The sequence below is a fragment of the Shimia aestuarii genome (assembly GCF_900114635.1).
GTDB classification, from domain to species: domain Bacteria; phylum Pseudomonadota; class Alphaproteobacteria; order Rhodobacterales; family Rhodobacteraceae; genus Shimia; species Shimia aestuarii.
In genome coordinates this window covers 274,325-296,242 of sequence record NZ_FOTQ01000001.1, presented here as the reverse complement: position 1 = coordinate 296,242, position 21,918 = coordinate 274,325, and the positions used below count along the sequence as shown (strand labels likewise).

Annotated in this window: 25 protein-coding genes; 17 read left to right on the top strand and 8 right to left on the bottom strand. The window is 61.1% G+C overall.

Annotated elements, in window-relative coordinates:
- Positions 1 to 19: 19 nt before the first annotated feature.
- The 5 genes from sucD to mdh form a co-directional block, all read right to left on the bottom strand.
- A complete protein-coding gene (gene sucD, locus BMZ35_RS01480) occupies positions 20 to 907 on the bottom strand; it encodes a succinate--CoA ligase subunit alpha (protein ID WP_093090210.1) in 888 nt (295 codons plus the stop codon).
- 54 nt (positions 908 to 961) lie between these two features.
- Positions 962 to 1,126: a hypothetical protein gene (locus tag BMZ35_RS20820; protein WP_165609981.1), complete on the bottom strand. Its 165-nt coding sequence runs from the start codon at positions 1,124 to 1,126 to the stop codon at positions 962 to 964.
- A gap of 5 nt (positions 1,127 to 1,131) precedes the next feature.
- A complete protein-coding gene (sucC, locus tag BMZ35_RS01475) occupies positions 1,132 to 2,325 on the bottom strand; it encodes an ADP-forming succinate--CoA ligase subunit beta (RefSeq protein WP_093090207.1) in 1,194 nt (397 codons plus the stop codon).
- Between the two features lie 122 nt (positions 2,326 to 2,447).
- Positions 2,448 to 3,314 carry a hypothetical protein gene (locus tag BMZ35_RS01470; protein ID WP_093090204.1) on the bottom strand — a complete coding sequence of 289 codons (867 nt, stop codon included), beginning with the start codon at positions 3,312 to 3,314 and terminating at the stop codon, positions 2,448 to 2,450.
- Between the two features lie 117 nt (positions 3,315 to 3,431).
- Positions 3,432 to 4,394, bottom strand: coding sequence for a malate dehydrogenase (gene mdh / locus BMZ35_RS01465; RefSeq protein WP_093090202.1), 963 nt, complete (start codon positions 4,392 to 4,394; stop codon positions 3,432 to 3,434).
- A 233-nt stretch (positions 4,395 to 4,627) separates the two neighbouring features.
- On the opposite strand from mdh, the gene BMZ35_RS20725 reads away from it, so the two are divergent.
- Positions 4,628 to 4,831, top strand: a complete 204-nt coding sequence (locus tag BMZ35_RS20725) for a hypothetical protein (RefSeq protein WP_131814308.1) — start codon at positions 4,628 to 4,630, stop codon at positions 4,829 to 4,831.
- 35 nt (positions 4,832 to 4,866) lie between these two features.
- Complete coding sequence (locus tag BMZ35_RS01460; protein ID WP_093090200.1) at positions 4,867 to 5,610, top strand: sulfite exporter TauE/SafE family protein; 744 nt, start codon at positions 4,867 to 4,869, stop codon at positions 5,608 to 5,610.
- A 39-nt stretch (positions 5,611 to 5,649) separates the two neighbouring features.
- On the opposite strand, the gene BMZ35_RS01455 is transcribed toward BMZ35_RS01460, so the two are convergent.
- Positions 5,650 to 5,967: a hypothetical protein gene (locus BMZ35_RS01455; protein ID WP_093090198.1), complete on the bottom strand. Its 318-nt coding sequence runs from the start codon at positions 5,965 to 5,967 to the stop codon at positions 5,650 to 5,652.
- Between the two features lie 242 nt (positions 5,968 to 6,209).
- Between BMZ35_RS01455 and BMZ35_RS01450 the strand changes: the two genes are divergently transcribed.
- The 14 genes from BMZ35_RS01450 to BMZ35_RS01390 all read left to right on the top strand — a co-directional run bounded on the left by BMZ35_RS01450 (position 6,210) and on the right by BMZ35_RS01390 (position 18,610).
- Positions 6,210 to 7,064, top strand: coding sequence for an HpcH/HpaI aldolase/citrate lyase family protein (locus BMZ35_RS01450; RefSeq protein ID WP_093090197.1), 855 nt, complete (start codon positions 6,210 to 6,212; stop codon positions 7,062 to 7,064).
- A 33-nt stretch (positions 7,065 to 7,097) separates the two neighbouring features.
- Positions 7,098 to 7,646 (top strand): NnrU family protein, encoded by a 549-nt coding sequence (locus tag BMZ35_RS01445; protein WP_093090195.1) that lies wholly within the window; start codon positions 7,098 to 7,100, stop codon positions 7,644 to 7,646.
- Between the two features lie 5 nt (positions 7,647 to 7,651).
- A complete protein-coding gene (locus BMZ35_RS01440) occupies positions 7,652 to 7,855 on the top strand; it encodes a DUF1737 domain-containing protein (RefSeq protein ID WP_093090194.1) in 204 nt (67 codons plus the stop codon).
- The gene (locus BMZ35_RS01435; protein ID WP_093090192.1) at positions 7,856 to 8,887 is read left to right on the top strand and encodes a MaoC family dehydratase; all 1,032 of its coding nucleotides are present in this window, start codon (positions 7,856 to 7,858) and stop codon (positions 8,885 to 8,887) included.
- 230 nt (positions 8,888 to 9,117) lie between these two features.
- Positions 9,118 to 9,789 carry a DUF1194 domain-containing protein gene (locus BMZ35_RS01430; protein ID WP_093090191.1) on the top strand — a complete coding sequence of 224 codons (672 nt, stop codon included), beginning with the start codon at positions 9,118 to 9,120 and terminating at the stop codon, positions 9,787 to 9,789.
- Between the two features lie 285 nt (positions 9,790 to 10,074).
- The gene (sdhC, locus tag BMZ35_RS01425) at positions 10,075 to 10,458 is read left to right on the top strand and encodes a succinate dehydrogenase, cytochrome b556 subunit (protein WP_093090189.1); all 384 of its coding nucleotides are present in this window, start codon (positions 10,075 to 10,077) and stop codon (positions 10,456 to 10,458) included.
- Between the two features lie 10 nt (positions 10,459 to 10,468).
- Entirely contained in the window at positions 10,469 to 10,840 is a 372-nt protein-coding gene (gene sdhD / locus BMZ35_RS01420; RefSeq protein ID WP_093090187.1) for a succinate dehydrogenase, hydrophobic membrane anchor protein, read from the top strand.
- Positions 10,841 to 10,851: 11 nt separating this feature from the next.
- Positions 10,852 to 12,657 carry a succinate dehydrogenase flavoprotein subunit gene (sdhA, locus tag BMZ35_RS01415; protein ID WP_093090186.1) on the top strand — a complete coding sequence of 602 codons (1,806 nt, stop codon included), beginning with the start codon at positions 10,852 to 10,854 and terminating at the stop codon, positions 12,655 to 12,657.
- A gap of 12 nt (positions 12,658 to 12,669) precedes the next feature.
- Entirely contained in the window at positions 12,670 to 13,449 is a 780-nt protein-coding gene (locus BMZ35_RS01410) for a succinate dehydrogenase iron-sulfur subunit (RefSeq protein ID WP_093090184.1), read from the top strand.
- A 113-nt stretch (positions 13,450 to 13,562) separates the two neighbouring features.
- A complete protein-coding gene (locus BMZ35_RS01405) occupies positions 13,563 to 14,279 on the top strand; it encodes a ZIP family metal transporter (RefSeq protein WP_093090182.1) in 717 nt (238 codons plus the stop codon).
- Between the two features lie 118 nt (positions 14,280 to 14,397).
- Positions 14,398 to 14,556 carry a hypothetical protein gene (locus tag BMZ35_RS20815; protein WP_165609980.1) on the top strand — a complete coding sequence of 53 codons (159 nt, stop codon included), beginning with the start codon at positions 14,398 to 14,400 and terminating at the stop codon, positions 14,554 to 14,556.
- A 109-nt stretch (positions 14,557 to 14,665) separates the two neighbouring features.
- A complete protein-coding gene (locus tag BMZ35_RS01400; RefSeq protein ID WP_093090180.1) occupies positions 14,666 to 16,306 on the top strand; it encodes an FAD-binding dehydrogenase in 1,641 nt (546 codons plus the stop codon).
- Positions 16,307 to 16,522: 216 nt separating this feature from the next.
- Positions 16,523 to 17,698: a type III PLP-dependent enzyme gene (locus BMZ35_RS01395; protein ID WP_093090179.1), complete on the top strand. Its 1,176-nt coding sequence runs from the start codon at positions 16,523 to 16,525 to the stop codon at positions 17,696 to 17,698.
- A gap of 63 nt (positions 17,699 to 17,761) precedes the next feature.
- On the top strand, positions 17,762 to 18,610 hold the full coding sequence (locus tag BMZ35_RS01390) for an urea carboxylase-associated family protein (RefSeq protein WP_093090177.1): 849 nt from the start codon (positions 17,762 to 17,764) through the stop codon (positions 18,608 to 18,610).
- 280 nt (positions 18,611 to 18,890) lie between these two features.
- Here the strand turns inward: BMZ35_RS01390 and BMZ35_RS01385 are convergent, their stop codons facing one another.
- Entirely contained in the window at positions 18,891 to 20,231 is a 1,341-nt protein-coding gene (locus BMZ35_RS01385) for a serine hydroxymethyltransferase (protein ID WP_093090175.1), read from the bottom strand.
- 138 nt (positions 20,232 to 20,369) lie between these two features.
- Here BMZ35_RS01385 and BMZ35_RS01380 point away from each other — a divergent pair, with 138 nt between their 5' ends.
- The gene (locus BMZ35_RS01380; RefSeq protein ID WP_242654668.1) at positions 20,370 to 21,203 is read left to right on the top strand and encodes a LysR family transcriptional regulator; all 834 of its coding nucleotides are present in this window, start codon (positions 20,370 to 20,372) and stop codon (positions 21,201 to 21,203) included.
- On the opposite strand, the gene deoD is transcribed toward BMZ35_RS01380, so the two are convergent.
- Positions 21,177 to 21,887: a purine-nucleoside phosphorylase gene (gene deoD / locus BMZ35_RS01375; RefSeq protein ID WP_093090174.1), complete on the bottom strand. Its 711-nt coding sequence runs from the start codon at positions 21,885 to 21,887 to the stop codon at positions 21,177 to 21,179. The genes BMZ35_RS01380 and deoD overlap by 27 nt on opposite strands.
- Positions 21,888 to 21,918: the final 31 nt, after the last annotated feature.

Sequence of the window (21,918 nt, the reverse complement as noted above, 5' to 3'; positions counted from 1 at the left end):
GTCCCCTCGATTTCAGGGCTTAGCCCAGTTCGATCGCTTTGAGCACGGCTTCGCCCAGACCAGCGGGGCTGTCTGCGACAACGATACCGGCCTCTTTCATGGCGTTGATCTTGTCTTCCGCGCCGCCTTTACCACCAGCAACGATGGCACCGGCGTGGCCCATGCGGCGGCCCGGAGGCGCTGTGCGGCCAGCGATGAAGCCAGCGGTGGGTTTCCAGCGGCCTTTTTTGCGCTCGTTGGCGAGGAATTCGGCGGCTTCTTCTTCTGCCGAACCACCGATCTCACCGATCATGATGATCGACTGGGTTTCGTCGTCCGAGAGGAACATGTCCAGCACGTCGATATGCTCGGTGCCCTTGATGGGGTCACCACCGATACCAACAGCAGTCGATTGGCCAAGGCCGATGTCAGCAGTCTGTTTCACGGCTTCATAGGTAAGCGTACCCGAGCGCGATACAACACCCACCGAGCCACGCTTGTGGATGTGGCCGGGCATGATGCCGATCTTGCAGGCGTCAGGGGTGATGACACCGGGGCAGTTCGGGCCGATCAGGCGCGATTTGCTGTCCATCAGGGCGCGTTGCACCTTCATCATGTCCAGAACCGGGATACCTTCGGTGATGCAGACAATCAGTTCCATCTCGGCGTCGATGGCCTCGAGGATCGAGTCCGCTGCGAAGGGCGGGGGAACATAGATGACGGAAGCGTTGGCTTCGGTCTTGGCCTTGGCTTCGTGCACCGAGTTGAAGACGGGCAGGCCGAGATGCTCGTTGCCGCCTTTGCCGGGGGTCACGCCGCCGACCATCTTGGTGCCATATGCTATGGCTTGTTCAGAGTGGAAGGTGCCCTGCGAGCCGGTGAAGCCCTGACAGATGACCTTGGTGTTTTCGTCTACGAGGATTGCCATTTGGCAGTCTCCTTGTCCTTGTTGCGCCGCGAAGGGCGGATGTTGTGTTTCGGGTCAGACCTGAACAGGCGTTGTCAGCGTGGCGTTGGCAGATGCCGATTTGTATGTCACCGGGTGCTCTTCCTGGGGCACGGTACGGACCGGGAGGTCCTTGGAGCCGCAGGCCGCGAGAAGCAGTAGAACGCCGCCAGTGAATGCAAGCTGAAACGCCTTTTTCATGGTGCTTATCCCTTGACTGCCTTAACGATCTTCTCGGCGCCATCGCTGAGGTTGTCGGCTGCGATCACGTCAAGGCCGGAGCCGTTGATGATCTCTTTGCCGGCTTCCACGTTGGTGCCTTCGAGACGGACAACCAGCGGCACCTGAAGGCCCACTTCTTTCACGGCTGCCACAACGCCCTCGGCGATCACGTCACAGCGCATGATGCCGCCGAAGATGTTCACGAGAATGCCTTTGACGTTGGGGTCAGAGGTGATGATCTTGAACGCTTCGGTGACTTTCTCCTTGGTTGCGCCGCCGCCCACGTCGAGGAAGTTGGCAGGCTCTGCACCGTAGAGTTTGATGATGTCCATGGTCGCCATCGCGAGGCCCGCGCCGTTCACCATGCAGCCGATTTCACCGTCCAGAGCGATATAGTTGAGGTCGTATTTCGACGCTTCCAGCTCTTTGGGGTCTTCTTCGGTGGTGTCGCGCAGTTCGGCGATGTCCGGGTGACGGTAGACGGCGTTGCCGTCAAAGCCGACCTTGGCGTCGAGCACCTTGAGCGTGCCTTCGTCGGTGATGATCAGCGGGTTGATTTCCAGCATCTCCATATCCTTCTCAACGAAGGCTTTGTAGAGCTGACCCATCAGCTGAACGCACTGTTTGACCTGTGCGCCGGACAGGCCCAGCGAGAAGGCGATGCGGCGGCCGTGGTAGGGCTGATAACCAGTGGCGGGATCAACGCTGAACGACAAGATTTTTTCGGGGGTCGCGGCGGCGACTTCTTCGATGTCCATGCCGCCTTCGGTCGAGCAGACGAAGGAGATGCGCGAGGTCTGACGATCGACGAGCAGCGCAAGATAAAGTTCACGCTCGATGCCGGAGCCGGCTTCGATGTAGATGCGGTTGACCTGTTTGCCCGCCGGGCCGGTCTGGTGGGTCACGAGGGTGCGACCCAGCATCTTCTTGGCTTCTTCAGCGGCTTCTTCCACCGACTTGGTCAGGCGCACGCCGCCTTTTTCACCGGCGTCAGCTTCCTTGAAGGAACCTTTGCCGCGGCCACCGGCGTGGATCTGGGCCTTCACAACCCAGAGCGGGCCATCAAGTTCGCCAGCGGCGGTTTTGGCTTCATCTGCCTTGAGAACGACGCGGCCTTCGGAAACCGGGGCGCCGTAAGTGCGAAGAAGTGCCTTCGCCTGGTATTCATGGATGTTCATGGAACTGTCCCATCTTGCTGCGGTTGCAAGCGGTTTTGGCACAGTTCGACCTTGTGTCTAAGCGTTTTTTGCGTTGAATGCTGTTTTTTCTGAATTTGTGATCACAGCAAGAAAAGCTGTGATCACAAAATCGGTTTTTGTCGCTTGAGAGGCGCGAAACAGCATTGATCAAGGGGGTAGAGTTGCATCAGGATCGAGTCGGAGAGACGTTCGAGAAGGAATGCGCGGTCCCTTGGAGCGAGGCCTTCGTAGCTGACGGCAGCGGCGCGTTTACGAAAGTTTTCAGCCTTGGCAAAGGGGCGGAAAGCGCGTTGTCGGGACAGAAAACCCCGAATGTCGTGATCGGGCAGGGCGTCCGTGACCGGGTGTCCGGGCGCGAGGCCGATGGCGCGCAGAGTCCGGTCCGGTTCCTGCACCAGATCCTCGTAGCGCAGCAGGCAACTGTTGTCGTAGTGAGCAAGCAGGTCGGCATAGGCCGCCATCTTGGCGGCGAGCATGTCGGGCAAGGAAGAAAACAGGCGCGGGCCAAGGCTGTCGCGGGCCACGGTCAACCATGGCTGCCGGATGAAGGTGCCGAAATCGCGGGGGATGGCGACAAGCGCATGAAACGGGTTCTTGTGCATCGAGCGCAGCCAGCTTGCCGGGTGGCGTACGATGATCAGGACGCTCGGAGTTTTGCGGGAAAGGAACTCCTGTGTGAAGCGATGATCGGGTGCCGCGTGTTTCCAGCCGCCATTGTCCGGCAGTTGCGCATAGTGCATGTGGTCGATCATCGCTTCATGCGCGGCCTGGCCCCGGTCGCCCTTCGGAAACGGGCCATCTGGCGGCGCTGGGGTCATGTTCGGTGACAGGATCGGAATGTTTTCGTGCAGATTTACATCCACATTTTCACGCAGCAGCGTTTCCAGAACGTTTGTGCCAGAGTTGCGTTCACCCAAAACCTTGATCCCGGCGTCTGGTGAAAGCGTGCGATTATGTCCGATCAACATGCGTCAGTGCTCCGGTCCGTTCCAAGAGCAAACTTGCAGGTTGGCGCCTGATGGCAAGTCGAAAAACAAAAAAGCCCGCCGGATCGGCGGGCTTTCTCTGATAGGGTATGCTGTGGCTTATGCCAGCGAGCTGTCGATGCCCTTGCAGGCGTCCACGAGGCCCTGAACCGCCTTGACCGACGTGTCGAACATTTCCTGCTCTTCCTTGTTGAGCTTGATGTTCACGATCTTTTCGACGCCACCGGCACCGATCACGGTCGGCACGCCGACATACATGTCCTTGACGCCGAGGTCGCCGTCGCAATAGGCGGCGCAGGGCAGAACGCGCTTCTGGTCTTTCAGGTAGGCTTCGGCCATTTCGATTGCCGAGGCGGCAGGCGCATAGAAGGCCGAACCGGTTTTCAGCAGGCCAACGATTTCGGCGCCGCCGTCACGGGTGCGCTGAACCATGGCGTCCAGTTTCTCCTGCGTGGTCCAGCCCATCTCGATCAGGTCGGGCAGCGGGATACCGGCAACGGTCGAGTAGCGCACCGACGGCACCATGGTGTCGCCGTGGCCGCCCAGAACGAATGCGGTCACGTCGCGCATCGAGACGTTGAATTCTTCGGCGAGGAAGTGACGGAAGCGGGCCGAGTCCAGCACGCCGGCCATGCCGCAGACCTTGTTCGCGGGCAGGCCCGAGAATTTCTGCAGCGCCCAGACCATCGCGTCGAGCGGGTTGGTGATGCAGATCACGAATGCGTCAGGTGCGTGGTCGCGGATGCCTTCGCCAACCGACTTCATCACCTTGAGGTTGATGCCGAGCAGATCGTCACGGCTCATGCCGGGCTTGCGAGCCACACCGGCGGTCACGATGCAAACGTCGGCGCCTGCGATGTCGGCATAGTCGCTGGTGCCGGACATGGCGGCGTCGATTTTTTCGACGGGGCCGGATTCTGCGATGTCGAGCGCCTTGCCCTGGGGCAGGCCGTCAGCGATGTCAAAGAGGACGACGTCGCCCAGTTCCTTGAGCGCTGCGAGGTGGGCGAGCGTGCCGCCGATGTTGCCTGCGCCGATAAGGGCAATCTTGGGTCTGGCCATTGGAAGTATCTCCGGTCGATTGAAATATCGCGGTTGGCTTAGGGCGAATCCGGCGTTGACGCAAGTGTTTGCAGGCGCGGCGAACAGCAGCAGGGCGCAAAATGCTGCAATTGCACATTGTCGTTACGAGGCTGCCAGAGCATCGGAGGGAAGTCCGACAACGCGCTTGCGAGGGGGTAGGTGGGGGGCTACAACTATCTTCAACACCAAGACATTTGAGGGATGACGGACAGATGAAAACAGTCGCTAAATCGTTTGTGGTACTGGCATTGATGGGGATGACCCTGTCGGCATGCGGGAATTCAACGACCAAGAACAACGTGACCACCACAACCGTGGGCGCGGAGCTTGAAGCGCTGGACAAAGCCTATTCCGACGGTCTGCTCAACGAAAAAGAGTACAAGCAGCAGCGCGAAAAGATTCTAAAGCGGAAATGAGCCGCTGGTCGTGGTTGGCCAGACTGGGCTAAGCCATGATTGATTCTCTGGGTCTGTTTGCATTTGCCGCGCTGGCCGCGGTGTTTGCCGGAATTTCGAAAGGCGGCTTCGGAAGCGGGGCCGCCTTTGCCAGTTCCGCGCTCTTGGCCATTGTGCTGCCGCCTGCACAGGCGCTTGGGTTGATGCTGCCCTTGTTGATGCTGATCGACGTGGCAACGCTGCGCCCGTATTGGCGCAAGTGGAGCGTGGCGGATGCGCGGGTGCTGCTGATCGGGGCTGTGCCGGGGGTCGCGCTTGGGGCGGGCTTGTTTACCGTGGCCAATGACGATGTGCTGCGTTTGCTGATTGGCGCAGTTTCGCTGGGCTTCGTGGCGTGGCAGCTCTGGCCGCGCCGAGGGCGTCCACGCAAGGCGATGCCGGAATGGGTTGGCTTTGTTGCCGGGGCCGTGGGCGGGTTCACCAGCTTTGTCAGCCATGCCGGGGGGCCGCCGGTCGCGGTTTACTTGCTCTCTCGTGGCGTCAGCAAAACCGCCTATCAGGCGACGACCGTTCTGATCTTCTGGGTGATCAATATTGCCAAGGCCGTGCCCTATGCCTTTCTGGGCGTGTTCACGCTGCAAACGCTTTGGGCGGATGTATTGCTCGCACCGTTTGCGCTGTTGGGGGCATGGATCGGGGTCAAGGCGCATTTCGCGATCCCCGACCGGGTGTTTTTTGGGTTGACCTACCTGCTGCTGACCCTGACGGGGAGCAAGCTGATCTGGGATGCGTTGAGCTGAGGGCCGGAACGACATGCGCGTCCGGCCCGTTGGATTATGTCAGGCGCCTTCTCCCTGGGACGGCAGGACCTCGGCAAGGGTCTGGTAGGCTTCGCCGCTGGCGACAAGACAGGTCGCGCCATTCGGAAAGGTGACAGTGATTGTCCAGCTGCCCGTGCTTTGCGAAGCAAAGACTTCGAGCACGGCGCCCTGAGCGGCAAGCCCGATGGCCTGCCGGGTTTCGCCGTATCCTTCGGCCAGTCGCTGCACCACGGCCTCGCGCGGGCCGCAGTTGCGGGCGTTTTGAGCCTCGACCAGCTGAGCGCCCGCAATCAGAAGGCCAAACCCCATCGCCAGTGCCAGAGTTTTGTGTTTCATCGGTTGGTTCCTTTCTCACAAGCGGAGAGATCCCCGCGTTTTCCATGGTGAATCGAACCTTCTGGTGCCGTGCCTCCCACCCGTGTCCGATGGAAACAGGCTGCCTTTGGAGGCGCAAAAACAGGGTTAATGTGGCGTTCGGTGCTGCGAGACGGCAATTTCTTCTGCATTGCGGCAATTTCGATCTTGAAGTATTTGGGAAAAAATGCGCAGTTTCGCGCAACTTTATTACGGAGAGACTCATGGATCAGCGCGCACGCCCCTATCGTTCGGTACTCTACATTCCCGGTTCCAAGGATCGGGCGCTCGAAAAGGCGCGGACCTTGCCGGTGGACGCGATCATCTTTGACCTCGAAGACGCCGTGGCGGTCGAGGAAAAGGAAAACGCGCGCGACACGCTGAAGGTAGCACTTGCGGCGGGTGGCTATGGCGACCGGGTGCGGATCGTGCGGATCAACGGGCTCGACACGCAATGGGGTGAGGCCGACGCCAAGGCGGCCGCCGAGATGGACTGTGATGCGGTTCTGCTGCCCAAGGTGGAAAGTGCTGCACAGCTTGATGCGCTGGCCGCGCTGGTCGGTGACAAACCGCTCTGGGCGATGATGGAGACGCCGCGCGGCATGCTGAATGCGACCGAGATTGCCGCGTATCCGCAGCTCAAGGGCATGGTGATGGGGACCAATGACCTTGCCAAAGAGCTTCAGACCCGGTTCCGCGCTGACCGTCTGCCGATGATGGCTGGGCTGGGCCTGTGCCTTTTGGCGGCCAAGGCCGAGGGCGTGATCATCGTGGATGGCGTTTATAACGCATTCAAGGATGCCGAGGGTCTGAAGGTGGAATGCGATCAGGGCCGTGACATGGGATTTGACGGCAAGACGCTGATCCATCCGGCGCAGGTGGATGTGGCCAACGAAGCCTATGCCCCGAGCGAGGCGGAAATCGATCTGGCCGAGCGCCAGATCGCGGCCTTTGAAGAGGTCGAGGCCAACGGCCAGGGCGTGGCCGTGGTGGACGGCAAGATCGTCGAGAACCTGCACGTCGTGACGGCGCGTGAAATCCTGGCAAAGGCAAGTGCAATCGCGGCGCTTTCGTCGTAAGCCTGTTCCCTGAAGCAAACAGGGGAGTTTGACATGGTACTTTTGATCTTGGGTGTCCTGCTATGGGTGGCAGGGCATTTCTGGAAGCGGGCAATGCCGGATGCGCATGCCCGGATGGGAGATCGCGCGCGGAGTGTTTCGGCGCTGATCATCTTTGCCGGTGTGATCGCCATGATCTTTGGCTATCGCATGGCGCCGACCGTGGACCTTTGGTACCCGCCGATGTGGACATGGCATCTCAACAACCTCTTGGTGTTGATCGCCATCTTCATGATGAGCCCGGCACCACGCAAGGGCAAGCTGCTCCACAATATGCGCCACCCGCAGCTTGCGGGCTTTCGGGCCTGGGCCTTTGCGCATCTGCTGGTCAACGGTGATCTGGCGTCGCTGATCCTGTTTGGCGGGCTGTTCCTCTGGGCGCTGGCCGAGGTTGTGGTGATCAACAAGGCCGAAGGGTCGTGGCAGCCGACCGAGCGCGGCACGATTGCCAAGGACGGCATGTTCCTTGTCGCGTCGCTGGTGCTGATGGCGGTGATCGGGTGGATCCATGGCTGGCTGGGCTACTGGCCGTTCCCGGGGTGAATGAGATGAAGCTGTATCGTTTTCTGTCCGAAGAGGACACATCGGCCTTCTGTCACAAGGTGACGGATGCGTTGAACAAGGGGTGGGAGCTTTATGGCTCCCCCACGCAGACATTCTGTCAGGCCACCGGCATCATGCGCTGTGGGCAGGCAGTCATCAAGGAGGTCGAGGGCACCTATACCCCCGACACGAAACTAGGAGAGCACTAGATGGCCAAGACCAATCCGGGTCGATTTTTCGAAGACTACACGCTGGGGCAGGTGATCGAGCATGCGGTGCCGCGTACCGTGTCGGGTGGCGAGCGAGCGCTGTACCACGCACTCTATCCGGCGCGCCACGCGCTGTATTCGTCGGACGCATTCGCGCAGGCTTCGGGCCTGCCGAAATCGCCGATCGACGATCTGGCGGCGTTCCACGTGGTCTTTGGTAAAACCGTACCGGATGTGTCGCTGAACGCGGTGGCAAACCTTGGTTATGCCGAGGGGCGCTGGCTCAAGCCGGTTTATGAGGGCGACACGCTGCGCTCCACCTCGGAAGTGATTGGTCTCAAGCAGAATTCGAACGGCAAGACCGGGGTGGTTTACGTGCGGACCCGTGGCATGAACCAGCGCGACGAGGTCGTGATGGAGTATGTCCGCTGGGTGATGGTGCGCAAACGCGATGTGGATGCGCCCGCGCCCGAGGCCGTGGTGCCCGAGCTTTCCAAGGTGATCGACGCCAAGGATCTGGTGATCCCCGAGGGGCTGGATTTCTCGAACTATGACTTCACGCTGGCGGGTGAGGCGCATCGTTGGGGTGATTACGAGATTGGCGAAACCATTGACCATGTCGACGGTGTGACGCTGGAAGAAGCTGAACACATGATGGCCACCCGGCTTTGGCAGAACACGGCCAAGGTGCATTTCGACGCCACGTTCCGCCCGGACGGGCAGCGCCTGATCTATGGTGGGCATATCATTTCGCTGGCGCGCGCGCTGAGCTTCAACGGGCTGGCCAATGCACAGATGATCGTGGGTCTGAACGGTGGCGCCCATGCGAACCCGGCGTTCTCTGGGTTGACCGTAAAAGCTTGGTCTGAAGTGCTCGACAAGGCCGAGACCGATGTGCCCGGTGTGGGCGCGATTCGGCTGCGGCTGGTGGCGACCAAGGGCGGAGCGCCGTTTGCGCTGCGTGGCGAAGACGGGAAGTACTTGCCCGAGGTGCTGCTCGACCTTGACTACTGGGCGTTGATGCCGGTCTGATCGGTGCATAATACGCGCGATCCTGACAACTTTGATCCTGGTCTCGGCCTGCCCTGTGCAGGCCGAGTTGCGTGTTGACCGCACCGACGAGGACGCGTTTGCCGGTGCTAACGGCATTATCATGGGAGTTTTTTCCTGACCCGGGGCATGCGCTGATCGACTGTTCCGACCTATCGGAAGCGCGCGGGGTTATCGGTAGGCGCGGAGCGGTTCCGGCGATAGGGTGAAGTATGATTGCCCGATTGGCCCTTTCCCTGATGATGACTTGTGCGTCGTTGGTTCCAGCGCGGGCCTGTGACGTGGCATTGTTGCTGGCCGTGGACGTGTCAGGCAGCATCAACCCCCTCGAATACAAGATCCAGATGGAAGGGCTTGCCGCGGGTTTGCGGGACGGCGTGGTTGTCGAAGCGCTGGTGCGGGGGCAGAGTGCGGTTGCAGTGATGCAGTGGACCGGAGAGGGGCGGCAGGACCTGGTACTGCCATGGACTCATGTACGCAGTCCTGCGGACGCGGAAACCCTTGCACAGGCGGTTGAAGCCATGCCGCGCCTCTGGGACCAGTATTCCACGGCGGTTGGAGAGGCGATGTTGCGGGCGCTGGACGCTTTCGAGAGCGCGCCGACCTGTTTGCGCAAGGTCGTTGATATCTCGGGGGATGGGCTTTCCAATGAGGGGGTGGAGCCCGCGATGGTTCGCTCTACCATGGCGCGGGCCGATGTGACCGTGAACGCCCTGGTTATCGAAACCAACAAGATCGACCTGACAGCGTATTTCCATGAAAATGTGATCACAGGTGCGGGCGCATTTGTTGTCACGGCCAACGGATTTCTCGACTACGCGGTGCGCATTCGCCAAAAACTGATCCGCGAACTGGCCCGACAGATGTCGTCTCTCGGGCCGTGACGGGTCGCAATTCGTGGGCCAAGTGTCGCCAAACCCCTTGAGAGCGCAAACATTCAGGCTTTACCCGACTCGCTGCAGCGCCGGAAAAAGCAGGACGGCGGGGGCGACGGTACATTATGAGGGCTCGAACTGCGAAAATGTGATCACGAACAAATTTCAGTGATCACAAATTCCCCAAAATCTGACCCATTGCGCCAAAAAACCGCGCCTTTTAGGCTTTGCTCAGAGTGACAGAGACAAAAAAACCTTTAGTAAAGGACGCAAGGGAACCTGAAAGGATTCAGAATGGCTGATGCGAAAAGGGTCGAGCGCCCGCTTTCTCCTCACCTGACGATCTATCGCCCACAGCTGACGTCGATCAGCTCGATCCTCACGCGGATCACTGGGAATGCGATGATTGTCACGGCTTTGTTGATTGTCTGGTGGTTGGCAGCGGCGGCTGCGGGACCGGATTACTTTGCGGCGGTAAACGGCTTTGCAACCGGATTTTTCGGTGATGTGCTGTTCAGCCTGTCGCTTTTGGGGATCTGGTACCACTACCTTGCTGGCCTGCGTCACCTGATCTACGACGCCGGTCGTGGTCTGGATATTCCGACCGCTGAAAAGCTGGGTTGGGCCTGTATCATCGGTTCGGTCGTGCTGACCGTTCTGACCATGATCATCGTATAAGGGGGCGACCATGCGTTATCTTACTGACCGCAAGCGCGCCGAAGGACGCGGCGCTGCACACGCAGGGACAGAGCACCACTGGTACATGCAGGTCAGCGCCGTTGGCCTCGCCCTGATCATTCCGGTTTTCATCTATATCTTCGGCAGCGCCCTTGGGGGCGGTCATGCCGAGGTGGTGGCCACGTTCGGCCGCCCGTTCCCGGCGATCGTGACCGCGCTGGTCTTGGTCTTTGGCATGCAGCACTTTGCAAAGGGTGCACAGATGATGATCGAGGACTACTTTCGCAAGTCGACCAAGAAAATCCTGATCATGTCGGTGATCATCCTGAGCTATGGCATCACCGCCATCGGCTTGTTCGCGCTGGCAAAAATCGCGCTGTGAGGACCTGAGACATGGCTGAATACGAATACGAAACACATGAATATGACGTGGTTGTCGTAGGCGCCGGCGGTGCCGGTCTGCGTGCCACGCTGGGCATGGCCGAACAGGGCCTGCGCACCGCTTGCGTCACCAAGGTGTTCCCGACCCGCTCGCACACCGTGGCGGCACAGGGTGGCATCGCGGCGTCGCTGTCGAACATGGGCCCGGACAACTGGCAGTGGCACATGTATGACACCGTCAAGGGGTCGGATTGGCTTGGTGACACGGACGCGATGGAATACCTCGCCCGTGAAGCGCCCAAGGCGGTTTACGAGCTGGAGCATTACGGCGTGCCGTTTTCGCGCACCGAAGAGGGCAAGATCTATCAGCGCCCGTTCGGCGGCCACACCACCGAGTTCGGTGAAGGCCCCCCCGTGCAGCGGACCTGTGCCGCCGCCGACCGGACCGGCCACGCGATCCTGCACACGCTTTATGGCCAGTCGGTCAAGAACAACGCCGAGTTCTACATCGAATACTTCGCGATCGACCTGATCATGTCCGAAGACGGGCAGTGTCAGGGTGTGGTCTGCTGGAAGCTGGATGACGGCACCATGCATGTCTTCAACGCCAAGATGGTCGTTCTGGCCACGGGCGGTTATGGGCGTGCCTATTTCAGCGCGACTTCGGCCCATACCTGCACCGGCGACGGTGGCGGCATGGTGGCCCGCGCGGGCCTGCCGCTGCAGGACATGGAATTTGTTCAGTTCCACCCGACCGGCATCTACGGCTCGGGCTGTCTGATCACCGAAGGGGCACGCGGGGAAGGCGGATATCTGACCAACTCCGAAGGCGAACGGTTCATGGAGCGCTATGCGCCCAACTACAAGGACCTTGCGCCGCGTGACTATGTTTCCCGCTCCATGACCATGGAGATCCGCGAAGGCCGCGGTGTGGGTGAGCATGGCGATCACATCCACCTGAACCTCAACCACCTGCCCGCCGAAGCGCTGGCCGAGCGCCTGCCGGGTATCTCGGAAAGCGCCAAGATCTTTGCCGGCGTGGACGTCACCAAGGAGCCGATCCCGGTTCTGCCGACGGTGCATTACAACATGGGCGGTATCCCGACCAACTATTGGGGTGAGGTGCTGAACCCGACCGCGGACGATCCGACCGCTGTTGTGCCGGGCCTGATGGCCGTGGGCGAAGCGGGCTGTGCCTCGGTGCACGGCGCGAACCGTCTGGGCTCGAACTCGCTGATCGACCTCGTGGTGTTTGGCCGCGCGTCGGCCATTCGCGCCGGTAAGGTTGTCGATGCAGATGCGCCGAACCCGGTTCTGAACCAGGCGTCGGTGGACAAGGCATTTGACCGCTTTGATGGTCTGCGCAATGCCAAGGGCGGCACGCCGACCGCGGAACTGCGTCTGGAAATGCAGCGCACGATGCAGTCGGATGCGGCCGTGTTCCGGACCGACAAGACCCTGAAGGAAGGCGTCGAGAAGATGACCGCGATTGCGGCCAAGCTTGATGACCTGCACGTGACCGACACCTCGCTGGTGTGGAACACGGACCTGATGGAGACGCTGGAACTCACCAACCTGATGCCCAACGCGCTGGCCACGATCCACGGCGCAGAGGCCCGCAAGGAAAGCCGCGGTGCACACGCACACGAGGACTATGCCGAACGGGACGACAAGAACTGGCGGGTGCATACCGTCAGCCGTGTCGAAGGCAACAAGGTTGATCTGAGCTATCGCCCGGTCATCGTTGATCCGCTGACCACCGAGGACGAAGGTGGCATCAGCCTCAAGAAAATCGCGCCCAAGGCGCGGACGTTCTAAGGAGACAGACACATGGCTGAATTCAAACTCCCGAAGAACTCGCGCATTACGACGGGCAAGACCTGGCCCAAGCCGGAAGGCGCGACCAATGTCCGCAAGTTCCAGATCTATCGCTGGAACCCGGATGACGGCAAAAACCCGCGTGTCGACACCTATTTCCTCGATATGGACAAGTGCGGCCCGATGGTTCTTGACGCGCTGATCAAGATCAAGAACGAGGTCGACCCGACCCTGTCGTTCCGCCGCTCTTGCCGGGAAGGCATTTGTGGGTCCTGCTCGATGAACATCGACGGGATCAACACGCTGGCCTGTATCTACGGGCTGGACGAGATCAAGGGCGACGTGAAGATCTATCCGCTGCCGCATATGGCGGTGGTCAAGGACCTGATCCCGGACCTGAACCACTTCTATGCACAGCACGCGTCGATCATGCCGTGGCTGGAAACCAAGACCAACCGTCCGGCAAAAGAGTGGAAGCAGTCGATTGAAGACCGCAAGAAGCTTGATGGTCTTTATGAATGCGTGATGTGCGCCAGCTGCTCGACCTCGTGCCCGAGCTACTGGTGGAACAGTGATCGGTATCTTGGCCCGGCCGCGTTGCTCCACGCTTATCGCTGGATCATCGACAGCCGTGACGAGGCCACCGGCGAGCGTCTGGGCGAGCTGGAAGACCCGTTCAAGCTTTATCGCTGCCACACGATCATGAACTGCGCCAAGACCTGCCCCAAGGGGCTGAACCCGGCCAAGGCGATTGCCGAGATCAAGAAGATGCTGGTCGAGCGCCACGTCTGAGTGCAGGCTTGATACTTTTCGAGAAAGCCCGTTCCGTTGGAGCGGGCTTTTTCTTTTGACGCAGGGCTTGACCGGGGCCGGGTGCCGCCCCCAGCTTGGGCGCAGGAGGCGACATGGAGCAGGGCAGTTTGATGCAGGCGCTTTTGCTGGCGACGCTGGCAGGGGCCTCGATCCCGGTTGGAGCGGCTTTGACGTGGTTTGAAGGCTGGCTGCCGGAACAGGAAGACAATACGCTGCGCCATTTCGTGATGGCCTTTGGCGGCGGGGCGCTGGTCTCGGCGATTGCATTGGTGCTTGTGCCTGAAGGCGTGGAGATGCTCGCGCCGGGCTGGGCGGTGGCGCTGTTTGGATTGGGCGGGCTGGCCTTTATGCTTGTGGATCGCGCGCTGGATCAGAGCGGCAGCAAGGCGGCGATGTTTCTGGCGATGTTGCTGGACTATGTCCCTGAGGCGCTGGCGCTGGGGGCGTTGTTGACGGCCAAGGCGGATGTGGCGCTGCTGATGGCGGTAATGATCGCCCTGCAGAACCTGCCCGAGGGGTTCAACGCCTTTCGCGAGATGACCGGAGCGGGCCTGGCGCGGGCGCGGGTCATGGTTGTGTTCCTTTTGATGGTCCCAGTCGGACCATTGGCGGCGTGGGTGGGTCTTAGCTTTCTCAGCGATGCGCCGGGGATGCTTGGGGCGGTTATGCTGTTCGCTTCGGGTGGCATCCTTTTTCTGCTGTTTCAGGACATCGCGCCGCGCGTCCCGCTCAAACACCATTGGGTGCCTAGCTTTGGCGCCGTGGCGGGGTTCATGCTTGGGCTGGCGGGCTATCTGATCACCAATTGACGTAAGGAAAATTGCGCTAAGCGCATGGCGCAATTGCAGAAATGGGGGATGAAATCCCACCTGCGCAGGCATAGGTTCCGGGGCAGGGAGGAGGTTTGACAGCAGTAAGGATAGACAGATGTCGACCTCGCAAAACCGCCCCGAAGACTTTGCCGCACGCGCGCTCGAGTTGCTGGAACAGGCCTATGCCTACTACACTCCGCCGCTGAAAACCGTTCCACGCGGAGAGGCCAAGCCCGAGAGCGAAACCTACTATGAGTACGTCAAAGCCGCTTGACGAATGGGCGCCCCGGTTCTGACCATGTGGGGCGCCTTTTCATTTACGTCAGGTTCGGCTTGGTGATCGCCTGCCCCATAATCTAGGTTTGTCATGAGAGGAGAATTTCATGGCAGACGTTATTATCATCGGGGCAGGGTTGGCCGGGCTTGTGGCGGCCGCAGAAGCGGCAGAGCGGGGGCGCAAGGTGCTCTTGCTGGACCAGGAAGGCGAACAGTCGCTGGGTGGTCAGGCGTTCTGGTCCTTGGGCGGATTGTTCATGGTGGACACCCCCGAACAGCGCCGGATGGGAATACGCGACAGCCATGCACTTGCCCTGAGCGACTGGATGGGATCTGCGCAGTTCGACCGCCCCGAAGATGAAAACCCCCGCAAAGTGGCCGAGGCCTATCTTGAGTTTGCCGCAGGAGAGATGCGTCCGTGGCTCGCAGAGCGCGGATTTCGCTGGTTTCCCGTGGTTGGCTGGGCCGAGCGCGGTGGCGACATGGCGCACACGCATGGCAATTCGGTGCCGCGGTTTCACCTGACATGGGGAACGGGCCCGGGCGTTGTGGCCCCGTTTGAACGCCTTGTGCGCAGGGCGGTTGAAGAAGGCAAGATCACCTTTGGCTTCCGCCATCGGGTCACGCAGCTGATCGTGGAAAATGGTGTGGCCAAGGGTGTCAACGGCGAGATTCTTGCCGCGGACGGAGCCGAGCGCGGGTGTTCGACCAATCGTGACGTGGTGGGGGATTTCGAACACCGTGCCGAGGCCGTGATCGTCACGTCGGGCGGCATCGGCGGAGATCATGATATGGTGCGCCGGTATTGGCCCGAAGACCGTCTTGGCAAAGCGCCCAAGCGCATGGTGGCCGGGGTGCCGGATTATGTGGATGGCCAAATGCAGCGTGTTGCGGAAGGCGCAGGCGCAGCGATCATCAATGGCGACCGGATGTGGCATTACACTGAGGGGCTGGCGAATTGGGATCCGATCTGGCCCAATCACGGCATCCGCATCCTGCCGGGGCCGTCCTCGATGTGGTTTGACGCGTTGGGCGAACGTATGGAAGCGCCTTATTTGCCGGGGTTTGACAGTCTTGGGACATTGAAACGTATCCTGTCGACGGGGCATGAGCACAGCTGGTTCATCCTCACTCAGAAGATCATCGAAAAGGAATTCGCTCTGTCCGGGTCAGAACAGAACCCGGACCTGACATCTGGCAAATGGCAGGAGGTGCTCAAGGCCCGTATCATGGGCAAGGGTGCCCCGGCGCCAGTCGAGGCGTTCAAGCGTAAGGGCGAGGATTTCGTAGTTGCCGAAAGCCTGCCGGAACTGGTGCGCGGCATGAATGCGCTGACGCCGGAAACGCCGGTGGCGTTCGAGAAAATCCTTGCCCAGATCGAGGCGCGGGATGCGCAGATCGAGAACCCCTTTTCCAAGGATGCGCAGGTCACAGCCATTCGGGGTGCGCGCCAATACCGGGGTGACAGGCTGATCCGTACAGCCAAGCCGCACCGCATTCTGGACCCGGCCAATGGGCCATTGATCGCCGTGCGGCTCAACATCCTGACACGCAAATCGCTGGGTGGGCTGCATACCGATCCGACCGGGCAGGTTCTGCGTCCGGACTGGCGTGCGTTCGAGGGGCTGTTCGCGGCGGGCGAAGTGGCGGGATTCGGGGGCGGTGGATATCACGGCTACAACGCTCTGGAGGGCACATTCCTTGGCGGGTGTATTTTTTCCGGGCGCGCCGCGGGCCGGTCAGTTTGAGGGATTGTCCTGCAAGTATATGAAAAGTATATGAAAAATATTATTGTGTGTTGCTGAAAAGAAAATGCTTGATTGAAATTGGCTTTGGCCCGATATGGCGTATCAAGACGCCAACGCACGCGCCTCTGTCGTAAGGGTCGCCCCCAAGTTACGTAGCGACGGTAACGTCTCCCTTTGAGTTTTGACCCGCCGGGTCAGGTCTTTTGGAGATGACCAATGTACGCATACGCAACCGGGGCTTTCGCCCCCGATCACGAGTCGCGTGGTATTTCACGCGCAGAAGCTTTCATCCTGCAAAACCGTTTTGAACGCCCGACGTTGGTTCTGGATACCGAGGCCGTTGCCCGCCAGTACGGTGCGCTCAAGGCGGGTCTGGGGCGGGCTGTCATCCACTATGCGGTCAAGGCAAACCCGGCGCCGGAAATCCTGAAGACGCTCTGCGCGCTGGGCAGCCGCTTTGATGCCGCGAGCCGCGCCGAGATCGAGATGTGCCTTGCCGCAGGGGCTGCGCCTGCGCATGTGTCCTTTGGCAATACCGTCAAGAAACCTGCCGACATTGCTTTTGCTTATGGGGCAGGTGTGGAGCTTTTCGCGGTTGATGCCGAAGAAGAACTGGACAAGCTCGCGGAGTTCGCGCCGGGTGCCAGTGTCTATGTGCGCCTGATCGTCGAGGCCACCGAGGCCGACTGGCCACTGACCCGCAAATTCGGCTGCGCACCGGGCAAAGCGGTGTCTCTCATGGATTATGCGGTGTCACTGGGCCTGTGCCCGGTGGGCGTATCATTCCATGTCGGCTCGCAGACACGGCGCGCCGCGATGTGGGCCCCCATTCTGGATCAGGTGGCGGGTGTCTGGGCTGACGCGAAAGCGGCCGGTCATGACCTGTCGGTGCTCAACATCGGTGGCGGCTTCCCGGCGTTTTACGGCGTGGAAGTACAGGGTGCGACCTCCTATGCCGCTGAAGTCATGGGACAAATCGCGACCCGTTTTGGTGATGTCGCACATGTGATGGCCGAGCCGGGCCGTGGTCTGGTGGGGGAATGCGGTGCGATTGCCGCCGAGGTTCTTCTGGTCAGCCGCAAGTCGGACAACGATCTGCACCGCTGGGTCTATCTCGACATTGGCAAGTTCTCCGGGTTGGCAGAAACCATGGACGAGGCGATCCGTTACCAGTTTCTTACTGAGCGCGACCACGAGGACACTGGGCCTTGCGTGCTGGCCGGCCCGTCCTGTGACAGCGTCGATGTTCTGTACGAAAAACAACCCGTACAACTGCCGCTGGGGTTGAAATCCGGGGACCGGATCGTGATCCGCAACTGCGGTGCCTACACGTCGACCTATGCCACGATCGGATTCAACGGCTTCCCGCCGCTGGATGTGATCGTCATCTGAGGCTTGCCAATCCTGGGGAGGGAGGGTTCATTCGGGGGAGTTCGCAACAAGGGAGCCCCCCGAATGGCCCACATTCCCGAGGATGCCGCCGCGCGCCGCGCGATCAAGCCCGTCATCTGTTACCCGAACGAGACCCTGCCTGTGCCACCCATGGCACTTTACCAAACAGCGCGTGCAACGGCGCGAAAAGTGGGCGAGGTGCTTGTCCCTGCGAGGGAGGCGCGGTGCTTTACGGTCCCCGCAGGGCAGTTTTTTCGCATTTCCTCGGTCGATGGGCCGCAGGTGGGCGACCTGAACCTGTGGAACGCTCAGGATCTCAACGAAAGGTTCTATTCCGGCAAGACCCGCGCCTTGCATGGCACGCACCTGACAACAGGCATGCGGATGTGGTCCTCTTTCCCGGCGCTCAGGCCGATGGCGACAATCGTGGAGGATACACTGGAATGGTATGGAAAGGATGAATGGGGCGGATCGGTGCATGACGTGATCGGCACGCGCTGTGATCCTTATACCGGCAATCTCCTGTCCGGGAGCCAGTATCACCATTGCTGCCATTCCAACCTGACGCGGGCACTGGCCGATGAAACCGGGCTTGATCCGAAGGTGGCCGAGCGGCAGGTGCATGACGTGCTCAATGTCTTCATGTGCACCGGCTTTACTCGCGATACCGGGCAATATTTCATGAAGGCCAGTCCTGTGCGGCCCGGCGACTACCTTGAATTCTTTGCGGAAATCGACCTGCTGGGGGCGTTGAGTGCCTGTCCCGGAGGGGATTGCTCGACCGAGCACAGCTCAGACAGCGCGACCTGCCACCCATTGCTGGTCGAGGTGTTTGAACCGGCAATAAAAGCTCTGCAGGATTGGACCCCACCTCCGGTCAACGGGTATGACCGCAGCCATGGGCTTGGTTAACAAAGCCTTGCGCATCCGTTCCCGGCAGGGTGGCGCAAGCGGCGCGAATCCGGTGCGATTGCCCTGGTTAACAGGCGAAACCGCGATCGGTCATGCATCGGTTTCACGTCGGTATTGCGTCGGTATGAGGCGGCGTTTCCCCACAGGTTAAGCCACCGCGCCCTGTCTTCATTTTGCCAAAAATACTCAAACAAGGCGCGCACGCGCGCCGCCGCCCTGGGCCCGCTCTTGCGGGTCCAGGGCCCGGCCCAACCGATGCCGGGTCAGCTTGCTGGCCCGATCATCGGGCGGGAGCGTCCCCGCCGTGAATGAAATGCAGCTGATCGAACGTGGCGCGCCATGCAGCGGTTTCGGAGGCAAGGCTTTCGGGCGCGTTGGCGCGCAGGGCGGCGGCAATGCGTGCGGCCAACTCGGGGGCGTGTTCTGCGCCCATGCCCCAGCGCACGAGCTCGGGCGTGCCGATACGTAGGCCGTTCATGTCACCCGTGACCGCATCTACCGGCAGGCCGATCCCGCAGGCAAGGAAACCGGCCTTGCGCAGGGTTTTTGACGCGGTCTGCCCACCGCCAAAGGGGGCCGCCAGCACCGCGAATTGATGCGACCGGGTGGGGCCGTCATGGGTTTCAAAACACGCGATGCCTTCGGCCTGAAGCGCGGCGGCCAGCGCGGTGCTCATGTCGATCATTGCCTGTGCATAGGCGGGCCCGAAATCGCGCCAGTCAAGCATGGTCATGGCAAGGGCTGCGGATTTGGCCGCGTCGAAGTTGGCAGTCATGCCGGGAAAGGCAATGGCATCGAGCCGCCGGGCGACCTCGGGCTCGTTGGTGACGATCAGGCCCGAGGGTGGGCCGCCGAGCGACTTGTAGGTGCTCATCGTCATCATATGCGCGCCCTCGGCGAGCGGGTTTTTCCATGCCTTGCCCGCGATCATGCCGCATTGATGGGCCGCGTCGAACAGCACATGCGCACCAACCTCATCGGCAATGGCCCGGATCTCGGCGACGGGATGTTCCAGAAGGTTCAGAGAGCCGCCGATGGTGATGAGCGCAGGCTTGACCTTGCGGGCCAGCGCGGCCAGCCCGTCGAGATCGACAGTATAACCATCTGCATTTACCGGGGCGGCGTGGCTTTCCAGCCCGTAAAGGCCTGCGCAGCCGGCGGCATGGTGGGTGACGTGGCCGCCGACCTCGGCCGGCGGCGTGATGATGGCATCCCCCGGTTTGCAGAACGACATGAAGCCGTAGAGATTGGCAATCGCGCCCGAGGGGACGCGAATTTCGGCGTATTGCGCCTCGAAAACCTCGGCGCAGAGCTCGGCGGCGATGACTTCGATTTCCTCCATCGCCTCAAGCCCCATTTCGTACTTGTCGCCTGGATAGCCCAGCGACGGGCGCGAGCCGAGGCCGGAGGCGAGCAGGGCCTCGGCGGCCGGGTTCATGACATTGGTCGCCGGGTTGAGGTTGAAGCAGTCCTGTTCGTGGATCTGACGGTTCTGATCTGCCAGTGCTGTCAGACGATTGGCGATCTCCGTGCTGCTCGCCTGCGCGGTGTCTTGGGCAATGCGCTGTATCAGGGTTTCGCAGGTGGCAGGCACCCAGGGGCGGGGAGTAAGATGGGACATGATGGGCTCCGGTTTGACTTGTTTTGGATTGGACCGTGAAAGCGGGCTGGGCGCAAACCAGATTTCATGATAATTAGGCATAGTAAAACTATGGGTAATCAGATGGCGGTGCTGCCTCCCCGGCCCAAGGGGCCTCCGATGACGGCCTTGCGCGCCTTTGAGGCGGCGGCGCGGCTGGGCGGGTTTGCCCGCGCGGCGGATGAGTTGTGCGTGACGCCGGGCGCCGTGGCGCAGCAGATCAAGACGCTTGAGGATTGGTGTGGGGCGGCGTTGTTCGAGCGGCGCGCGCAGGGCGTCGTGCTGAGCCGGGTCGGGGCGCGGGTGTTGCCCGAGTTGAGTGCGGCCTTTGATGCCATGGGCGGGGCTGTGGGCGCCTTGCGGGAAGCGGCGGCACCGGGGCGGTTGCACGTGGCGGCCTTGCCCGCGATTGCCCAGCTCTGGCTGTCCCCGCGCCTGCCTGCTATCCGGGCGGCGTTGCCCGACGTGGAGATATCGGTCACGGCGATGGAGCAACCGCCGAACATGGCGCGCGAGCCGTTCGATTTGACGGTGTTTTACGGCGCCGGAGACGGCACGCGGATCGAAAAGGACGAGATCTTTCCGGTTTGCGCACCGCAGGTGGCCGCGCAGTTACGCGATGTGGGTGATCTGGCTGGCGTGGCGTGCCTGTCGGATGCGGTTTGGGACCGGGACTGGGAGACGTGGCTGGCTGCGGCGGGCACATGTGCTGGCGTGAAGGGGCCGGTCTATTCACTTTATGCGCTGGCCGTGGAAGAGGCGGTGCATGGCGCCGGGGTGCTGATGGGGCACGGCGCGTTGGTGGCGCGGCATCTCGAGAGCGGCGCCTTGGTGGCACCGTTCGAAACGCGGGCCGTATTGCCGCGATGGTTGGAATTGGGAAAGAAGGGCGGCAAAGCTTCGCCGCCCTTGCAGGCATTGTTGCGGTTACTGGCTGGCGAAAGCGGCCTCTAGCGCGATTTCGACCATATCTCCAAAGGTCTTTTCGCGGTCTTCGGAGGGAAGCGCCTCGTGTGTGATCAGGTGGTCTGAGACGGTGAGCACGGCCAAGGCACGCCGGCCATGGCGGGCGGCGAGGTTGTAAAGTTCGGCTGCTTCCATTTCGACTCCAAGGATGCCGTGGCGGATCATCTGTTCATTGAGGTCGGGGCGTTCGTCATAGAACACGTCCGAAGAATAGATGCCGCCCACATGGGTCGGTGTGCCGCGCGCCACGGCGGCGTCGGCGGCGGCGCGCAGGAGGCCGTAATCGGCGCATGGCGCAAAATTGATTTCCTTGAAGATGCCGCGCGAGGGGGTTGAAATCGACGTGGCGGTCATAGCGATGATCACGTCACGTACGTTCACCGATTTTTGCATGCCCCCACAGGATCCGATGCGGATCAGGGTCTGGGCATTGTAGGACGTGATCAGCTCATTGGCATAGATCGACAGCGACGGCATACCCATGCCCGACCCGTGAATGGTGACGCGATGGCCATTCCACGTTCCCGTAAAGCCGAGCATCCCGCGCACCTGGTTGACGCATTCCACGTCTTTTAAAAACGTTTCAGCCGCCCATTTCGCCCGGTATGGATCCCCCGGCAAAAGGACAGTTTCAGCAATCTGGCCCGGTTCGGCGCCGATATGGATGGTCATGGGGATGCCTCGCGCAAAAGTTTTCAGAGCC